A 16,229-nucleotide genomic window follows, 5' to 3' on the forward strand; every position below is an offset into this window, starting at 1 on the left:
ATCAATGTGGTTGCGCCAGGTTTGGCGCAGACTTGGCCAAAGGCAAAGGGAGGCCAGAATGCGTGATCCTTTGAGGCGACCCATCCGCCCCATCCGCCCCGTCGGGCTGGCGCTGCTGACGCTTGCGTCGGGGGTGCTGCTGGCAGGGTGCGGGCCCAAGCCAGCCCCGTCGCCCGGTGCCGCCGCCTATCAGGATTATTGCGCCATCTGCCATGGCAGCCGCGCCTTGGGCGACGGGCCGATCGCGCCGGAACTTGAGGTGCCGCCACCCGATCTGACCCTGATTTCCACCCGCAACGGCGGGGTGTTCCCGCTGCGTGCGGTGGCCGATACGGTCTATGGCTTTTCCGGCAAGCACGAGGCCGATCTGATGCCGGAGTTCAGCCCGCTGCTGGATGGCCCGGATGTGTCCGTGCCACGGGCAGACGGGGGTGAGGAGGTGATGCCGATGCGTCTGGCAGAGGTTGTGACCTATCTGGAAAGCCTGCAGCGCCCATAAGCGTTGCCTCAGCGGAAGGGGAATTTCCATGCGCTCGATACGGCTGACGACACTGGCTGGCTTTTTTGGCCTTGCGTTTGCCCTGCTGCCGGTGCCGGGCCGCGCTCAGGATGCAGCCGAGGGCGGTGCCCTCTACCAATGGTATTGCGCCACCTGTCACGGGATCGACGGGACCGGCGCGGGGCCGATGTCGCCGGTGCTGCTGGTCCAGCCCACGGATCTGACCGGGCTCGGCGCGGCCGAGGGGGGTGTATTTCCCCTGCTGCGTGTCGTGCGCCGGATCGACGGGTCCGATCCGCTGGTCAGCCATGGTAGTGCCATGCCGGTCTACGGCCCCATGTTCCGGGGCGACGAGGTTGCATTGAAGACGGCTTCGGGACAACCTGTGCTGATGGGGCGGGCGGTTGCCGATCTCGTCCTCTATTTGCAGGAGATCCAGAAATGAACAAGGTGATAGGCGGGCTGGCTGTCGGGGGGCTTGGCCTGATCGTGGCCTGCGCCACTGTCGACATGCCCGAACCGGTGGAGGGCCAGATCCTGTTCGAACAGAACTGCGCGGTCTGTCATGGGGCTTCGGGGCGTGGCGATGGCTTGATCGCGCGCCAGCTGGACCCCGCGCCGCCAGACCTGACGCGCATCACCTTCCGCGAGCGTGATGTCTTTCCGCGCACCCGCGTGCTGTCGGTGATCGACGGCTACACGCGCCGCGCCCCGGATGAGAAGATGCCCGAATTCGGTCTGCTGCTGGAAGGCGAAACCGTGCCCGTGGTGCTGGAGGATGGCAAGATGTCGCCCGTCCCCCGCCCGCTTGCGGCGCTGCTGGTCTACCTGGAAAGCATTCAGCGCTAGTCGCGCAAGGCCAGCGCCCTGTCCGGAACGAGGCCCGAGATTTCAAGGATAAGCTTGCGCTTTACCGCGGCCGCGAAATCATCGCGGCTGGCGGTCGGAAGGGTAAAGGCGTTCGGTCCGCCGATGATCTGGTCGCGGTAATTCGCCTCAAGCGTGGCGGCGCGACCCATGTCATCGTTCAGCATCAGGGGCAGGCCGTTGATCGTGATGCCTGCGGCCAGCACCTGCGCGCGCGCCTCTGCGATCGTGGGGCCGGACCAGTTGTTCACGCTGTCACCGGAAAAGTCGATGACACGCCGCCAGCCGTCGATGTCGTTCTGCTCGATCAGCTGCTTGCCGCGCAGCAACGCCGCGCCGATCGCGTTGCGCCCCAGCGCGCGGCGCACCGGGTTGTCCAGTTGGGCGGCAAAGATTGCCGCCGCCTCCGGCCCGTCGATACGCATCCAGTCCACGATCACGGCCTGATTGGCCGCCCATTCCACATAGGTGACGGCAATGCTGCCATAGGCGGTATCGCGGATAGCTGCGATCACGTCGGGGTCGGTGATGGCTTGCGCGTAGCCGCGGCGTTGCAGCAACAGCTCGTCCGGGTCGATGCTGCCCGATGCATCGGCCATCAGCACAAGTTCCAGATCCGTATCCTGCGCCTGCAATGGCAGTGCGGCAAGGGTCAGGATCAGGGCGATGATCAGGTGGCGCATGTCATTATGCTATAGGACAGGCGTGCATGTTGGGTAGGGGGCATTGCCCCTTACACATCCAGTTCCTCGACGAAGCGGGCATTTTCCGAGATATACTGGAAACGCAGTTCCGGCTTCTTGCCCATCAGCCGTTCGACCAGGTCGCCCGTCTCGCCGGGTTCATCCTCGTCTATGGTGACGCGGATCAGCTTGCGGCTGGCCGGGTCCATCGTCGTTTCCTTGAGGTCCTTCGCGTCCATCTCGCCCAGGCCCTTGAAGCGACTGACATCGATCTTGCCCTTGCCGCCCAGGCCCTTCTCAAGCCAGATCGCCTTTTCCGCCTCGTCGATGCAATAGACGCGTTTCGCGCCTTGCGTCAGGCGGAACAGGGGCGGGCAGGCCAGGTACAGGTGGCCCTTGTCGATCATCGGCCGCATCTGGGTGAAGAAGAAGGTCATCAGAAGGGCTGCGATATGTGCGCCGTCCACATCGGCGTCGGTCATGATGATGACCTTGTCATAGCGCAGGTCGTCGATGTTGAACTTGGTACCCAGCCCCACGCCCAGCGCCTGTGTGAGGTCGCTGATCTCCTGGTTCGAGCCCAGCTTGCCGGAGGCTGCCCCCAGCACGTTCAGGATCTTGCCGCGCAGCGGCAAAAGGGCCTGGTTCTTGCGGTCGCGCGCCATCTTGGCGGACCCGCCCGCGCTGTCGCCCTCGACGATGAAGAGCTCTGTGCCCTCGCGGGTCGAGGATGTGCAATCCACCAGCTTGCCCGGCAGGCGCAGTTTCTTGGTGGCGGTCTTGCGCTGGGTTTCCTTTTCCTGGCGGCGGCGCAGCCGTTCTTCGGCGCGCAGGACCAGGAAATCAAGGATCGCGCCTGCGGATTTGGTATCGGCGGCCAGCCAGTTGTCGAAATGGTCCCGTACCGAGTTTTCGACCAGGCGGGCCGCCTCCATCGTGGCCAGCCGGTCCTTGGTCTGGCCCACGAATTCAGGCTCGCTGATGAAACAGCTGACCAGCGCACAGCCCCCGGTGATCAGATCCTCACGGGTGATTTCCTTGGCCTTGCGGTTGTTGACCAGCTCGCCATAGGCGCGGATGCCCTTGAGGATCGCGGCCCAGAACCCGGCCTCATGGGTGCCGCCTTCCGGCGTGGGAACCGTGTTGCAATAGGACTGGATGAACCCGTCACGCGAGGGTGTCCAGTTGATGGCCCATTCCACCTTGCCCGGCACGTTGAACTTTTCGGAGAACTCGACCGTTCCGGCAAAGGGCCGGTCCGCATAGGTCGAGGCAGTGCCGAGCGTCTCGCTGAGGTAATCGGACAGGCCGCCGGGAAAGTGGAACACCGCGTCTTGCGGGGTTTCGCCGTCATTGATGGCGGATTTCCAGCGGATTTCCACGCCCGAGAACAGATAGGCCTTGGACCGGATCGACTTGAACAGGCGCGCGGGCTTGAAACGGTGATGGCCGAAGATCTGCTCGTCGGCATGAAATGTCACGGTGGTGCCGCGGCGGTTGGGTGCGGCCCCCACTTTCTGGATCGGACCCAGGGGGATGCCGCGGGAAAACCGCTGCTCGTAAAGCTCCTTGTTGCGGGCGACCTGGACCACCATCGTATCCGACAGCGCGTTGACCACGGATGCGCCCACACCATGCAGACCGCCCGAGGTCTGATAGGCCTTGCCGGAAAACTTGCCGCCCGCATGCAGCGTGCACAGGATGACCTCCAGCGCGCTTTTGTCGGGAAACTTGGGATGCGGGTCGATCGGGATGCCGCGCCCGTTGTCGCGGATGGTGACGCTGTAATCCTCGTGCAGCTCGACCTCGATGCGGTTGGCATGACCGGCAACGGCCTCGTCCATCGAGTTGTCCAGAACTTCCGCCACAAGGTGATGCAGCGCGCGCTCGTCCGTGCCGCCGATATACATGCCGGGGCGCTTGCGGACCGGTTCCAGCCCTTCAAGGACTTCGATGGAAGAGGCGTTGTAATCGTCGGGGGCGGTTCCGGTCAGAAGATCGTTGGCCATGCTGCTGCTGCTTCTTTTTATGGGTTGGCAGGCAGTATGTCAGAAGGTCGCGGGAGGGGAAAGCGGTCTTGGCCCCGATGGGGCGTGAATGATGCGCCTTGGCTTGGCTGTTGTCATGAGTATTTGAGGAAAGATGAAGTCAAGGGCGGCCCTGCTTCTTCTTGCTGCAAATATCCAAAGCGCAAGCGCGCCTCACGCCAGCCAGTCGCGGATGATCGCGGCGACCGCGTCGGGCTTCTGGTGGCAGATCCAGTGATCGGCACCGTCGATCTGGCGGATGGTCAGATCGGGGGCATAGTCGCGCAGCCCGTCCAGGCAATCGGTCAGCAGCGCCGTGTCGCCAGTCCCCCAGATCAGCAAATGCGGCTGGCGCAGGGTCAGCTGATCGCGCGGCAGGGCGGGCAGATCGGTGATGGGCTGTCCGGGGGGCGCCACCTGCAGGGGCGAGGCGCGATACCAGTTGACCATGCCGCGCATCCGGCCGGGCCGGGCCCATTCCGCCTTGTACTCCGCCAGTTTCGCGGGCGTCATCCAGGACAGGTCCATCCGGGCCGAGAAAAGGTCCATCAGCTTGGCGAAATCATCTTCGGCCAGGCGGTCCTCGGACCCGTCGCGCCGCAGCCACAGGATATATTGCGAGGCCTCCGATTGCGCGCCGCCCCTGGCCATCTCGCGCTGGAAGGGGGCGGGGTGCACGCCGTTCACGATGATCAGGCGTTCGACCTTGTCCGGGTGCCTGATCGCCAGCACATAGGCGACCGATGCGCCCCAGTCATGGCCCAGGACCGTGACCGGCCCGCCGCCCAGGTGGTCGATCAGCGCCACCATGTCGCCGACCAGCTTGCCGGTGGCATAGTCGCGCACCTCCGCCGGGGCCCAGCTTTGGCCATAGCCGCGCTGATCGGGCGCGATGCAGCGGAAGCGGTCGGACAGGCGCTCCGCCAGTTCGGCCCAGGCGCCGGAATATTCGGGAAAACCATGCAGCATCAACAGGATCGGCGCATCGGGGGGACCCCATGCGCGGTAGTGGAAGGGTTTGCCATTCAGGTTGACGTGATGGCTTTGCATGAGGCGTTCCCGCTTGGGTCGGGGCCGCGACAGGCGCGGCCCTTCGTTGATCATTCCGGTTGACGTGTCTCGAAACGAAGACCGGCCGCCGTGCGCGGGGCAAAGCCTTTCCAGTAGCTATGTTCCGGCTTCCGGGTGCCGTCCTCGTTCAGGGCCACGACGCCCTCGCCCGAGACCGGAACCAGGTCGAAATAGGCGGCCTTGTCCGTATCGCCCTTCAGGTGCAGATCCAAGAAGCCGGTGGCGAAATGCTGGGCGATGTTGTTCATCCGCAGCGTGTCCCAGACCGGATCGGCGTAGTGATCGAAGGGGATGAAATCCAGCCCCTCGACCGGCTGCCAGCTTTCCACTGGCGCGGGCATGGGGGCAGCGGCGTTGTGATTGGCATTCTCGAAGGTCAGCAGATGCCGCGTTGTGCCGGTCGCCTGTTCAAAGATCTGCCGCATGGCGGGGTAATTCGACACGTCATCGACCGATCCGGCCATGATCATCGTGGGCTTGCGCAGCCCGGCCAGCCCCGCCTCGTCCCAGAAACCGAATTGCCGTCCCCAGGGGCCGATCGCGATGATCGCCTTGACGCGGTCGTCGATGATCGCCTCATGGCTGTCCGATCCGGCCAGGTTTGCCGCCAGCAGCCCCTTGGGTGTGCCCCAGGGCAGGTCGACCGCGGCCTGCGTCACGCCCGCCCCGCCCAAGATCAGCGCGCCGTAGCCGCCCATGGAATAGCCGATCACGCCGGTGTTCGACGCGTCGATGATCGCGGCGAGATCCGGCGCCATCGCCGTCAGGTCCGCCATCCGGTCCAGAACGAAGCGCTGGTCGCGCGGCCGGTTCAGCAGGGTCGAGCCAAAGGCCGCCTGATCCGAATAGGTACTGTCGGCATGGTCGATCGAGGCCACGACATAGCCTTTCGAGGCCAGGTTTTCCCCCAGGTGCGACAGCAGGAACCGGTTGCCGGGGTAGCCGTGGCTGATGATCACCAGCGGAAAGCGCTGCCCCGCAACCGGGGCCGCATCGCGCGCGGCGCGGCCCGACAGGGTGGTGGCGGTGCGCCCGTCGCGGATCACCGTCTCATAGGTGGTGCCGGGTGCCGTGCCCTCTGCTGCGGGATACCAGACCTCGACCGTCAGGGGGCGATCGTAGGTGGGTGTGGCGGCATCGGTGACATTCAGGATGTCGATCTGTCCGGGGTGAACGAAATTCAGCGTCCGCACACCGATCGCATGGGCGCCGAAGGCGGCCAGTTCAGGGGCATCGGGGCGGGTCTGGTCGATGGGGTTATGGGCTGTCATTTGGGCCGATACTGGACTGGTGACGAGGGGGCTTGCAAGCAGCCCCAGCGCGAGAGCTGCGGTTTTTATCGGGGTCATGGGGGTTCTCCTCGGGTTGGTGTGGCATTGGAGACCGCGCGACAGTGTCGCGCAACCTTTGGCTGTCGTGCCGTCACGTCAGATCAGGATCTTTGCATTTGACGCGGATCAAGGCCCGCGCGCCGGTTTCGGTTTAAAATGGTTCTGGTTTCAAAAGGAGTGTCCCATGCCGCCAGCCGCCAAGCCTGCTGCCTCGTTGATTGATCCTGCATCACGGGATGCCACTGCCGTCGCGCAGCAGGCGGAGAAACCGGTATCCGAGGCCAGGTCACCGGCTGCGCCGCAAGCGCCGCAAACAAAGGGGCGCGGGCGCGCGGGCCGGGTGTCGCCTTCACCCGACCAGGTGCGCCATGCTTTCGAGACCGGCGAATATCCCTATGACAAGCCCCTGTCGCGCCGCAGCTACGAGGCGCAGAAGGCGCGGCTTCAGGCGGAGTTGCTGAAGGTGCAGCTATGGGCACAGGAGACGGGACAGAAATTCGTGCTGCTGTTCGAGGGGCGTGATGCGGCCGGCAAGGGCGGCACGATCAAGCGCTTTACAGAGCATCTGAACCCGCGCGCGGCGCGCGTCGTGGCGCTGAACAAGCCCAGCGATGTCGAGCGCGGGCAGTGGTATTTCCAGCGCTACATCCAGCATCTTCCGACCGCGGGCGAGATCGTCTTTTACGACCGCAGCTGGTACAATCGTGCGGGCGTCGAGCGGGTGATGGGCTTTTGCATGCCGACCGAATACCTGGAATTCATGCGCCAGACCCCTGAGCTTGAGCGGATGCTGGTCCGGTCTGGCATCAGGCTTTACAAATACTGGTTCTCGGTCACGCAGGAGGAACAGCGCGCGCGTTTTCACAGCCGGGAAACCGATCCGCTGAAACGCTGGAAACTGTCGCCCATCGACAAGGCGAGCCTTGGCAAATGGGACGACTATACCGAGGCGAAGGAGGCGATGTTCTTTTATACCGATACCGCCGATGCGCCCTGGACGGTGGTCAAATCCAACGACAAGAAACGCGCACGGCTGAACTGCATGCTGCATTTCCTGAACTCGCTGGATTATCCCGACAAGGATCCGCATCTGGTGCATGCGCCTGATCCGCTGATCGTGGGCGGGGCAGGGCATGTTATCCACAAGGCGGATCACATCCTTGGCACGGCGCTGCATCCCGATCAGCGGCGGGTCTGAAAGGCGCGCAGGTTTTGGCCGATCACGCGCTGCAATGTTGCGGGATGCAGGCGGCTGTCATAAGACTTGGCCATGGTCAGATCCCGTGTCATCCCTGCCGTGTTTGCGGTCTTGCTGACTGCGCCCGTGGCGCAGGCGCATCCGCATGTTTTCGTGCAGACCGGCCTGACCCTTGTGGCCGACGCGGCCGGGCGGCTGGTCGGGATCGAGGTCAGCTGGACCTATGACGATTTCTATTCGCTGCTGCTGCTTGAGGACATGGGGCTTGACCCCGATGGTGACGGCACACTGACGCCCGATGAACTGGCGCGGCTGGACGGGTTCGATCTGCAATGGATCGAGGGGTACCTGGGGGATCTCTACCTGACGGCGGGCGGTGCGGCGGTGGATCTTGGCCCGCCCGAGGGGCGCGGCACCGATCTGGTCGCAGGCCAGATCGTGACACGGCATTTTCGCGCCTTCGCGCCGCAGTCGGGGCCTGTGATCGTCAAGGCCTATGATCCCACTTTCTACACCGCCTATGACCTTGAAGGCGGGGTCACGGTGCCGGACATCTGCAAGCTGGCGATCCAGCCGGCCGATCTGGACCGCGCCTATACGATGGTCGAGGAGGCGCTTTACAAGAACCCCGCCATGCCCGACGACGAATTCCCCGAAGTGGGCGAGGCTTTCGCCGATGTGGTCGAGGTGACATGCAACGCCTGATCCGCGCGCCCTGGGCCCTGCTGGTGCTTGGTGCGCTTGCCGCCCTGGCGGTCTGGCTTTGGGGCATGGGCGGCATCACGGCAGTGGAGCGTTGGGCCGCGGATGGCCAGCGCGATGCGCAGAATGCCATGGCGGGGCTGCTGCGCCGGCTGAAGGCGGGCGATGCGGCCGCGCTGGCGGGGTTGCTGGGGTTCTGCTTTGCCTATGGTTTCTTTCATGCGGCGGGGCCTGGGCATGGCAAGGTGCTGATTGGCGGCTACGGCCTTGGCCGGCGCGTGCCGGTGGGCCGGTTGGCGGGGCTTGCGGTGGCGTCCAGCCTGGCGCAGGCGGGTACCGCCGTGGCGCTGGTTTATGGTGGCGTATTCATTCTTGACTGGTCGCGCGAGCGGATGGTCGCCACGGCCGAGACCTGGCTTGCGCCGCTGAGTTACCTGTTGATCGGGTTAGTGGGCCTGTGGCTGCTGATGCGGGGGGCGCGCAAGCTGTGGGGGCAGCGTGTTGGCGCGGCGATGATGGCGAAGGTGCACGATCATCACCACGATCATCACCATCATGACCACGATCACGCCCATTGCGAAAGCTGCGGCCACAAGCATGGCCCCACCGTGGCGGAGGCGGCGCAGGTGCGGTCGTTGCGCGATGCGCTGATGCTGATCGGCGCGGTTGCGGTGCGCCCCTGTACCGGGGCGCTGTTCCTGCTGATCCTGACCTGGCGGATGGGGATTGACGCGGCCGGGATCGCCGGCGCTTTCGTCATGGGGCTGGGCACGGCCAGCGTGACCGTTCTGGTGGCGGTACTGTCCGTCACGGCGCGCGAAAGCGCGCTGGCGCAGATCGCGGGCGGGCCCGCCACGGCGCGGGCCCTGTCACTGATCGAGATCGCGGCGGGTGCGCTGGTGATCCTTGTGGCCACGCAGCTTTTCGCAAGCGCGGTCTGATCGCGGCCTATTTGACGATCTTTTCGTCTTTCACGAACATGTTGGCCCAGGCGCGGTCGATCAATGCGGGGCTCATCTGAAGGGGAATGCCCTCGAACCGGCAGATCGAGATCATCTGGTCAATCAGGAAGACCGGCTGATAATTCGCATAGATATTCCCGATCGTCGGGTATTTCACCTTCAGCAGATGCACCAGTGTCGCCTCATCCAGCTGCATCCCCTTCTTGCGCGCCACAAGCGCGAAGATCTTGAGGAAGTTTTCCTGGTTCGGCCCGTCGATCTTGATCTTGTAGAAGATCCGGCGCAGCGCGGCCTGGTCGAAAATCTCGTTCGGGTGGAAGTTGGTCGAGAATACCACGAGCGTGTCGAAGGGCACCTCGAACTTTTCGCCCGATTGCAGGGCAAGGATGTCCTTGCTTTCTTCCAGCGGAACGATCCAGCGGTTCACAAGGCTTTGGGGCGGTTCCGCCTGGCGGCCAAGGTCGTCGACGATGAAGATGCCGCCCGTCGCCTTGAGTTGCAGCGGCGCCTGGTAGGTGCGCGCGGTGGGGTTATAGACCAGATCCAGCATCGACAGGCTGAGTTCGCCGCCGGTGATCACGGTCGGGCGTTCGCAGCGCACATAGCGCGTGTCGAAGGTGCGGCGGCGGCGCAGCGCATTGGGGTCGTCCACTTCGACCTCGGCGGCGGAATGCACGATCGGGTCATAGACGGTAATCACCTGTCCGGCATATTCGATGGCGCGCGGCACATAGATCTTGTCGCCCATCGCGTCGCGGATCCCGTTCGAGATCGAGGATTTGCCGTTGCCCGGCGGGCCATACATCAGGATGGACCGGCCCGAACTTACGGCGGGGCCAAGGTTGGACAGCAGATCCTCCGGCAGGATCAGATGGCCCATGGCCGTCGTCAATTGCGCGCGGGTAATCTGGATGTCCCGGATCGACTGCCGCTTGACCTGTTCGCGGTAGACCGACAGCGGCACCGGCATTGCGCCGAAATATTCGGATTGCGACAGCGCGTCCAACGCGCGCGCCTTGCCCGCATCCGTCAGCTGATAGCCCATCTCGTTGCCGGAGTTGGCGTTCAGCGTGCCGGTTGCCTCAAGCAGGCGCTGTTCGCGCGACATGTCGATCAGTTCCTGCGTGACCTGCCGGGGCAGGCATATGGCCTCGGCCACTTCGGTGACCATGGTCACGTTCTTGCGGAACATCGTCTTCAGCAGGATGTCGCGCATCATCACGACGGGAAGGCGCATTTCCTCGATGCTGCTGGGCGGCGGGGGGGCCATCACGCGAGTTTGTGCGGGGGCGGTCTGCATGTTCATCGGTGTGCCTGTCCGTTGTGCCTGTCCGGGGTCTGCCTGCCTGTCCTGTGTCGGGCAGTTACGACAAGACCTGCCCGCATAAAGTGGCAAAATGATGGAACAGACGGGGAATTCGCGCAGATTCCACCGCGCGCCGTGGCGTGCGGCTGGTCAGTTGCCGTAGAGGGCCGCCAACCCCAGGTAGATCGTCAGGCTGCTGCCCAGCGACAGGCCCATCGGAAAATCCTTGCGCCTGTCCCAGCTTTCCCAGCCGGGCGCCAGGCGACGCAGGGGGCTGCGCGCCGCAAGCCTGTGCGTCAGGAACCCCGCCAGCAGGGTGACGGCCAGAAGCATCATCATGAAACTGACATCGGCAAGCATCACGAAGGGCGCGGCGGCGGCGGCGAACTTGGCATCACCCGCGCCGAACAGCCCGGTTGCGTTCAGCATGATCCCGATCAGCAACACCACGACAAGGTTCACAAGCTGCATTCCCAGAACCGCCAGCGGCAGGACCCAGACACCGACCAGCACAAACACCGCCACAAGCGCCAGAACGGCCTTGTTGGGAATGCGCATGGCCCGCAGATCGCTGAGGATCACCCAGAAGCAGATCGGCAGGCTGGCCAGGAAAAACCAGAACGCAGCCTGCGCGGGCAAGGCAAACAGGGGCGTCGACAAGGCGGCGGTCGAAGACAACATCGGGCGCGACCGGTCAGCCGCGCACGTTGTTTTCAAGTGCGGCAAGGCTGCGTACGGCTTCGTCGAAATGTTGCGGATGGGTTTCCACGGCATCACGCAGCAGGTTCTTGGCAATCTCGACATCGCCCTGCTTGACCGCGCTCAGGCCAAGCGTGTGCAGCAATTGCGCGCGTTCCAACTGGGTCATGGGCATCACCGGCAGGGCATAGTTGCGCTGGGCGGCACGGGCCAGAACCAGGTTGTTCTTGGCGGTGAACAGCTTGTTGTCCTGGCGGATCGCATCGGTGAACAACCGCTCGGCATCGGCATAGGAACCGCGCGTCAGCTTTGAAAAGCCCCAGTTGTTCATCACGCCGGCGGGTCGCGTGGTCAGGCCAAGCGCGATCTCATAGAAACTGTCCGCGCGCTTCCAGTCCTTGTTGGCATCGGCCACCATCGCTTCCAGGCGGTAGCGCTTGAAGGTCTCATAGGTGGGGGGCACGCCATTCAGCGTCTTGCGGGCCTCGTCCCATTCGCCCGAGCGGATCAGCGCATCGGCAAGTTCGACGCGATCCTCTTCGGTGGCTTCGGGATGGGTGATGACGTTGCGCCAGGCGACTGTTGCCTCCGAGGCGCGTTGCGCGCGCACCAGCGACAGGGCCAGCCCGCGCCTGAGGTCAATGCGATCGGGCTGTTCGCCGACCGTGCGCGTGAAATAGGCCACGGCCTCGTTCGGGTCGGCCACGGTCAGCATGATATCGCTGAGGTTGCTTTCATCCACGACATTGACGGCCTGCATGGCCCGTTCGACATCGTTCCCGCCTGCGTTCTGGCATCCGGCCAGACCGAACACCCCTGCCGCGCAGAGGGTCAAGATAATGGGGTGGCGCATGTTCTGCGTCCTTTTTTGCTGCTCTGCCTCGTCACGGTATGCGCCGGAGAAGGAAATCACTGCTTCCTCGGCGTACCATCTTGTACTCTTGATCGGCCTCATCATAGTCCTGATTTTCGATTTTTGCGAGGGCCAAGCGCAGATTGTCGCGGATTGAGTCACTTTCGCCATTGTCCAGCGCATAGGCCCGTCGAAAGATCTGTTCGGCTTCGGCCGCATCGCCCTTTTCCATCAGGACAACACCCAGGTTGTTCCATGTTTCTGGAATGGCCTCATCGGTGGCAATGGCGCGGCGCAGAAGGGTTTCGGCCTGGCCCAGCCGCCCCAGCCCAAGATTGGCGCTGCCAAGGGCCGAAAGCACATCCACGTTCAGCCCGTCTTCATAGGCGGCGCGGGTAAAAGCCTTGAGCGCGAGTTCGAATTCTCCGGCGGCCATCAGGCGGTGGCCCACGACCAGCCCATCCTCGGCCTTGGCGCCAGGGCGGATGCCAGGCGCGTAGGGATTGTCCGCAGATGTTCCAAAGCCGCCTGTCGAACAGGCGGCCAGGGAGAGGGTGATCCCCAGTGCAAGGGCAGGGCGGAACCCGCTAAGGCGTGAGGCCATGATGAGTTTACATATTTCCCAGTTTCTGGATACCCACCACAGAAGGCCCGACCAGGATGATCAGAAGCGGTGGCACCGTCAGCATCATAGTGACAAGTGTCATCTTTGTCGGCAACTTGTTTGCCTTCTCTTCTGCCCGCATCACGCGTTTGTCACGCATTTCATCCGAATAGACGCGCAGCGCATCGGCAATCGAGGTGCCGAAGGTCGCCGATTGGACCAGCACGGTCACGAAGCTGGAAATATCGGCCACGCCGCAGCGTTCGCCCATGTCTGCCAGCACCGAAGGCTTGTCCTTGCCCGCCTTGATCTCGTAGCTGACGATCTCGAATTCGTCCGAAAGCGATGGGAACGAGGCGCGCAGCTCGCGTGAGACACGAATGATCGACTGATCCAGCGACTGGCCCGCTTCGATGCAGACAAGCATCATGTCCAGCGCATCGGGGAAGCCCTCGGTGATTTCTGCCTGTCGCTTCTGCTGGCGCTTGGTGACCCAGTACTTGGGAATCATGTAGCCCACGACCCCGGGCCCCAGGATGTACATCACCGCGTCTTGCGCTGTTGTGTCGGCGCGCCCCGCGATCACCAGCATGTAGTAGACAACGCCGACGAACAGGAACAGCATACCGAGGGAAAATTGTGCGAAATGGAAGAAACGCACTGAATCCTTGCTTCGATATCCTGCCTGCATCAATTTCATGCGAACGGCAGAATATTCCTGCTCGTTCTGCGGTTCCAGGAAGTTCGAATATTTCTCAAGTTTGTCATTGCCCTTGGCACTACGCAGGCTTTTGCCGGTCGGGGCCGTGTTGCGCGACGAGGACACGTTCTCGCGCAGCTTGTCGAGCGGGTCCTTGCGCTGGTTCAGCATCATCGGGATCGCCGCGAGGATCAGTGCCAGACCCAGACCGCCGATCAGGACGAAAGGGCCCATCGCGCCGAAATGCTGGTTCAGAAGGTCGTTGATGAATTCCATGATCGTTTTTCCTCAGACCTTGATGTTGACCAGCATGCGCATGACAAGCAGGTTTGCGACCAGGAACAGGCCGACCGCGATACAGCCCGGGATGAACCAGGGATGGTCCAGAACCTCGTCATAGTAGTGCGGATCCAGAACGTTGATCGCAATCAGGGCGAAGACCGGGAAGCCCGACAGGAATTTGCCTGACCACTGCGCCTCGGCGGTGATTGCCTTGACGCGGCGAAACAGGCGGAAACGGGCACGGATCACTCGGGACAGACCGGCCAGGATCTCGGCCAGGTTGCCGCCTGACTGCTGCTGGATGGTCACCGCCACGGCCAGAAAGCGCAAATCCTGCATGTCCAGACGTTCGGCCATGTCCTTGAGGGCCTCACCGATGTCGCGGCCATAGGATGCTTCATCCGCGATGATTCCGAATTCGGTGGCGAGGGGGTCGGCGACTTCCTTGGCAACGATCTGGATCGCCGATGAGAAAGGATGCCCCACACGCAGCGACCGCACCATCAGTTCGACCGCGTCGGGCAACTGTTCCTCGATCATCGACATCCGTTTGCTGGCCTTGTTGTTGACCCAGAAATAGACACCGCCGACGCCAAGACCCACCGAGAGCACGGCGCGGATCGGGGGCTCGGTCTCGGTGCCGATCGTCAAGCCCAGAAAAGAGATAACGCTGACGCCGGCCATGACCATGATCAGCTGCGCCGGCGTAAAGGCGATAGCGGCCTTCTGTGCGCGGTCTGCCAGCATCGAATAAAGCGGGATGGAGCGTGAATTCATGTGCTGGCGCATTTCCTTGCGCAGCGTTTCCATCACCTCGTCGCGGCGTGTGCCTTTCTCCAGCATCTCCAGACGCCGGTTCACACGATGGTTCAGGCTGATCGATTTCCCGAAGACGGTCAGGTACAGGCCCTCGACCAGGACCAGGACGCCAAAGAAGATCAGGCCGTAGATAAGCGGCTCTATGCTGATGGACATGATCTTACTCCGCTGCGATCGGCTCAAAAATGGAGGAGGGCAGGTCATAGCCCCACAACCGGAAACGCTCCGAGAAGTGGCTCCGCACCCCTGTGGCCGTGAAATGGCCGATGATCTTGTTTTCCGGTGTCAGGCCGACGCGCTGGAACTTGAACACTTCCTGCATCGAGATGACTTCGCCCTCCATGCCGGTGATTTCGGTGATCGACGTCATGCGGCGGCTGCCGTCCTGCAGACGGCTGGCCTGCACGATCAGGTTGACGGCGCTGGCGATCTGGCTGCGGACGGCCTTGATCGGCATCTCGATACCCGCCATGGCGATCATGTTTTCCAGACGGCTGACGCCGTCGCGTGCCGAGTTGGCGTGGATCGTGGTCATCGACCCGTCATGGCCCGTGTTCATGGCCTGCAACATGTCGATCACTTCCTCGCCGCGGGTTTCGCCCACGATGATCCGGTCAGGACGCATCCGCAGCGCGTTGCGCAGACAGTCGCGCTGGGTGACGGCGCCCTTGCCTTCGACGTTGGGCGGGCGGCTTTCCATCCGGCCAACATGAACCTGTTGCAGCTGAAGTTCGGCCGTATCCTCGATCGTCAGGATCCGCTCGGAGTTGTCGATGAAGGACGACAGCGCGTTCAGCGTGGTTGTCTTGCCCGAACCCGTACCGCCCGAGACGATGATGTTCAGCCGCGTGGCGACCGCAGCCTGAAGATAGGCGGCCATCTCTTCGGAAAAGGCACCGAAGCGGACCAGATCGTCGATCCCCAGCTTTTCCTTCTTGAATTTACGAATGGACACAAGGCTGCCATCCACCGCAACCGGTGGCACCATGGCGTTGAAACGCGATCCATCGGCCAGGCGGGCGTCGACATAGGGGTTGGATTCGTCGACGCGCCGGCCCACGGCCGACACGATCTTGTCGATGATCCGCAGCAGGTGCCGTTCATCCTTGAAGGTGATGTCGGTCAGTTCCAGCTTGCCGCCACGTTCGACAAAGATGCGTTGCGGGCCGTTCACCAGAATATCGTTGACGCTGTCATCCTTCAGAAGGGTTTCCAGCGGGCCAAGGCCCTTCACCTCGTCATACAGTTCCGTCGTCAGCTGGGTGCGATCCTCGCGGTTCAGCACGATGCCCTTTTCATCCAGGAATTCCGAGGCGATCGAGGTGATTTCCGCGCGCAGGTCGTTCTCGGTCGCGCTTTCCAGCGCGCTCAGGTTCAGGTTGTCCAGCAGGGCGCGGTGCAGTTCCAGCTTGATCTCGCCCAGCCGCTCGCGGCGTTTGCGGTCGCGGTCCATCGCCACGGTCTGTGCAGGGGCGATGGCCTGTGCGCGCCGCATCGAGGCCGGCACAGATGCCGCGCCCGCATCCATCGCGCGGGTTGCCGGTAGCGGCGCAGGCTTTGCGCTTGCCATAGCGGGCTTTGCGGCCTGATCCTTGTCACCAGTCTTTTTATATCGTGAAAACATTG

The 16,229-nt window shown here is 63.2% G+C and carries 17 protein-coding genes; 6 read left to right on the plus strand and 11 right to left on the minus strand.

The genetic code is table 11. The features are described 5' to 3' along the window. Window positions 1–58 precede the first annotated feature (58 nt). Genes ACFQ3C_RS01190 through ACFQ3C_RS01200 form a run of 3 tightly spaced genes read left to right on the plus strand, consistent with a single transcriptional unit; the run spans window position 59 to window position 1,348 of the window. Window positions 59–499, plus strand: a complete 441-nt coding sequence (locus ACFQ3C_RS01190; RefSeq protein ID WP_380788402.1) for a c-type cytochrome — start codon at window positions 59–61, stop codon at window positions 497–499. A gap of 28 nt (window positions 500–527) precedes the next feature. Continuing rightward, window positions 528–944 (plus strand): c-type cytochrome, encoded by a 417-nt coding sequence (locus ACFQ3C_RS01195; RefSeq protein ID WP_380788404.1) that lies wholly within the window; start codon window positions 528–530, stop codon window positions 942–944. Next, on the plus strand, window positions 941–1,348 hold the full coding sequence (locus tag ACFQ3C_RS01200) for a c-type cytochrome (protein WP_380788406.1): 408 nt from the start codon (window positions 941–943) through the stop codon (window positions 1,346–1,348). Before ACFQ3C_RS01195 ends, ACFQ3C_RS01200 begins: the two co-directional genes overlap by 4 nt. Here the strand turns inward: ACFQ3C_RS01200 and ACFQ3C_RS01205 are convergent. The 4 genes from ACFQ3C_RS01205 to ACFQ3C_RS01220 all read right to left on the minus strand — a co-directional run bounded on the left by ACFQ3C_RS01205 (window position 1,345) and on the right by ACFQ3C_RS01220 (window position 6,496). Next, window positions 1,345–2,049 carry a DUF1194 domain-containing protein gene (locus ACFQ3C_RS01205; RefSeq protein ID WP_380788410.1) on the minus strand — a complete coding sequence of 235 codons (705 nt, stop codon included), beginning with the start codon at window positions 2,047–2,049 and terminating at the stop codon, window positions 1,345–1,347. The genes ACFQ3C_RS01200 and ACFQ3C_RS01205 overlap by 4 nt on opposite strands. Before the next feature lie 50 nt (window positions 2,050–2,099). Beyond that, a complete protein-coding gene (gene parE, locus ACFQ3C_RS01210; RefSeq protein ID WP_380788414.1) occupies window positions 2,100–4,058 on the minus strand; it encodes a DNA topoisomerase IV subunit B in 1,959 nt (652 codons plus the stop codon). 192 nt (window positions 4,059–4,250) lie between these two features. Continuing rightward, window positions 4,251–5,126 carry an alpha/beta fold hydrolase gene (locus ACFQ3C_RS01215; protein ID WP_380788417.1) on the minus strand — a complete coding sequence of 292 codons (876 nt, stop codon included), beginning with the start codon at window positions 5,124–5,126 and terminating at the stop codon, window positions 4,251–4,253. Between the two features lie 50 nt (window positions 5,127–5,176). After that, complete coding sequence (locus ACFQ3C_RS01220) at window positions 5,177–6,496, minus strand: alpha/beta hydrolase family protein (RefSeq protein WP_380788419.1); 1,320 nt, start codon at window positions 6,494–6,496, stop codon at window positions 5,177–5,179. A 166-nt stretch (window positions 6,497–6,662) separates the two neighbouring features. Between ACFQ3C_RS01220 and ppk2 the strand changes: the two genes are divergently transcribed. The 3 genes from ppk2 (at window position 6,663) to ACFQ3C_RS01235 (ending at window position 9,319) form a co-directional block, all read left to right on the plus strand. Then, window positions 6,663–7,676: a polyphosphate kinase 2 gene (gene ppk2, locus ACFQ3C_RS01225; protein WP_380788422.1), complete on the plus strand. Its 1,014-nt coding sequence runs from the start codon at window positions 6,663–6,665 to the stop codon at window positions 7,674–7,676. 72 nt (window positions 7,677–7,748) lie between these two features. Continuing rightward, the gene (locus tag ACFQ3C_RS01230) at window positions 7,749–8,381 is read left to right on the plus strand and encodes a DUF1007 family protein (RefSeq protein WP_380788424.1); all 633 of its coding nucleotides are present in this window, start codon (window positions 7,749–7,751) and stop codon (window positions 8,379–8,381) included. After that, window positions 8,369–9,319, plus strand: coding sequence for a nickel/cobalt transporter (locus ACFQ3C_RS01235; RefSeq protein ID WP_380788426.1), 951 nt, complete (start codon window positions 8,369–8,371; stop codon window positions 9,317–9,319). Before ACFQ3C_RS01230 ends, ACFQ3C_RS01235 begins: the two co-directional genes overlap by 13 nt. A 7-nt stretch (window positions 9,320–9,326) precedes the next feature. On the opposite strand, the gene ACFQ3C_RS01240 is transcribed toward ACFQ3C_RS01235, so the two are convergent. The 7 genes from ACFQ3C_RS01240 to ACFQ3C_RS01270 form a co-directional block, all read right to left on the minus strand. Next, complete coding sequence (locus ACFQ3C_RS01240) at window positions 9,327–10,646, minus strand: ATPase (protein WP_380788428.1); 1,320 nt, start codon at window positions 10,644–10,646, stop codon at window positions 9,327–9,329. 150 nt (window positions 10,647–10,796) lie between these two features. Beyond that, the gene (locus ACFQ3C_RS01245) at window positions 10,797–11,327 is read right to left on the minus strand and encodes a prepilin peptidase (protein WP_380788430.1); all 531 of its coding nucleotides are present in this window, start codon (window positions 11,325–11,327) and stop codon (window positions 10,797–10,799) included. 13 nt (window positions 11,328–11,340) lie between these two features. Beyond that, a complete protein-coding gene (locus tag ACFQ3C_RS01250) occupies window positions 11,341–12,198 on the minus strand; it encodes a tetratricopeptide repeat protein (RefSeq protein ID WP_380788432.1) in 858 nt (285 codons plus the stop codon). Between the two features lie 31 nt (window positions 12,199–12,229). Continuing rightward, window positions 12,230–12,802 carry a tetratricopeptide repeat protein gene (locus tag ACFQ3C_RS01255; RefSeq protein ID WP_380788434.1) on the minus strand — a complete coding sequence of 191 codons (573 nt, stop codon included), beginning with the start codon at window positions 12,800–12,802 and terminating at the stop codon, window positions 12,230–12,232. Window positions 12,803–12,809: 7 nt separating this feature from the next. Next, entirely contained in the window at window positions 12,810–13,778 is a 969-nt protein-coding gene (locus ACFQ3C_RS01260) for a type II secretion system F family protein (RefSeq protein WP_380788436.1), read from the minus strand. A 12-nt stretch (window positions 13,779–13,790) separates the two neighbouring features. Continuing rightward, window positions 13,791–14,759 (minus strand): type II secretion system F family protein, encoded by a 969-nt coding sequence (locus tag ACFQ3C_RS01265; protein WP_380788438.1) that lies wholly within the window; start codon window positions 14,757–14,759, stop codon window positions 13,791–13,793. Between the two features lie 4 nt (window positions 14,760–14,763). Then, window positions 14,764–16,227, minus strand: coding sequence for a CpaF family protein (locus ACFQ3C_RS01270; RefSeq protein ID WP_380788440.1), 1,464 nt, complete (start codon window positions 16,225–16,227; stop codon window positions 14,764–14,766). Between the last annotated feature and the right edge of the window lie 2 nt (window positions 16,228–16,229).

This window comes from Seohaeicola saemankumensis (genome assembly GCF_042678485.1).
Taxonomy (GTDB): domain Bacteria; phylum Pseudomonadota; class Alphaproteobacteria; order Rhodobacterales; family Rhodobacteraceae; genus Seohaeicola; species Seohaeicola saemankumensis.

Bases quoted from the DNA above. Each gene is read 5' to 3' on its own strand.
- ACFQ3C_RS01265 (WP_380788438.1), bottom strand. From the start codon at position 14,759: ATGTCCATCAGCATAGAGCCGCTTATCTACGGCCTGATCTTCTTTGGC.
- ppk2 (WP_380788422.1), top strand. From the start codon at position 6,663: ATGCCGCCAGCCGCCAAGCCTGCTGCCTCGTTGATTGATCCTGCATCA.
- ACFQ3C_RS01230 (WP_380788424.1), top strand. From the start codon at position 7,749: ATGGTCAGATCCCGTGTCATCCCTGCCGTGTTTGCGGTCTTGCTGACT.
- ACFQ3C_RS01215 (WP_380788417.1), bottom strand. From the start codon at position 5,126: ATGCAAAGCCATCACGTCAACCTGAATGGCAAACCCTTCCACTACCGC.
- parE (WP_380788414.1), bottom strand. From the start codon at position 4,058: ATGGCCAACGATCTTCTGACCGGAACCGCCCCCGACGATTACAACGCC.
- ACFQ3C_RS01235 (WP_380788426.1), top strand. From the start codon at position 8,369: ATGCAACGCCTGATCCGCGCGCCCTGGGCCCTGCTGGTGCTTGGTGCG.
- ACFQ3C_RS01190 (WP_380788402.1), top strand. From the start codon at position 59: ATGCGTGATCCTTTGAGGCGACCCATCCGCCCCATCCGCCCCGTCGGG.
- ACFQ3C_RS01250 (WP_380788432.1), bottom strand. From the start codon at position 12,198: ATGCGCCACCCCATTATCTTGACCCTCTGCGCGGCAGGGGTGTTCGGT.
- ACFQ3C_RS01195 (WP_380788404.1), top strand. From the start codon at position 528: ATGCGCTCGATACGGCTGACGACACTGGCTGGCTTTTTTGGCCTTGCG.
- ACFQ3C_RS01260 (WP_380788436.1), bottom strand. From the start codon at position 13,778: ATGGAATTCATCAACGACCTTCTGAACCAGCATTTCGGCGCGATGGGC.
- ACFQ3C_RS01255 (WP_380788434.1), bottom strand. From the start codon at position 12,802: ATGGCCTCACGCCTTAGCGGGTTCCGCCCTGCCCTTGCACTGGGGATC.
- ACFQ3C_RS01245 (WP_380788430.1), bottom strand. From the start codon at position 11,327: ATGTTGTCTTCGACCGCCGCCTTGTCGACGCCCCTGTTTGCCTTGCCC.
- ACFQ3C_RS01200 (WP_380788406.1), top strand. From the start codon at position 941: ATGAACAAGGTGATAGGCGGGCTGGCTGTCGGGGGGCTTGGCCTGATC.
- ACFQ3C_RS01205 (WP_380788410.1), bottom strand. From the start codon at position 2,049: ATGCGCCACCTGATCATCGCCCTGATCCTGACCCTTGCCGCACTGCCA.
- ACFQ3C_RS01240 (WP_380788428.1), bottom strand. From the start codon at position 10,646: ATGAACATGCAGACCGCCCCCGCACAAACTCGCGTGATGGCCCCCCCG.
- ACFQ3C_RS01270 (WP_380788440.1), bottom strand. From the start codon at position 16,227: ATGTTTTCACGATATAAAAAGACTGGTGACAAGGATCAGGCCGCAAAG.
- ACFQ3C_RS01220 (WP_380788419.1), bottom strand. From the start codon at position 6,496: ATGACCCCGATAAAAACCGCAGCTCTCGCGCTGGGGCTGCTTGCAAGC.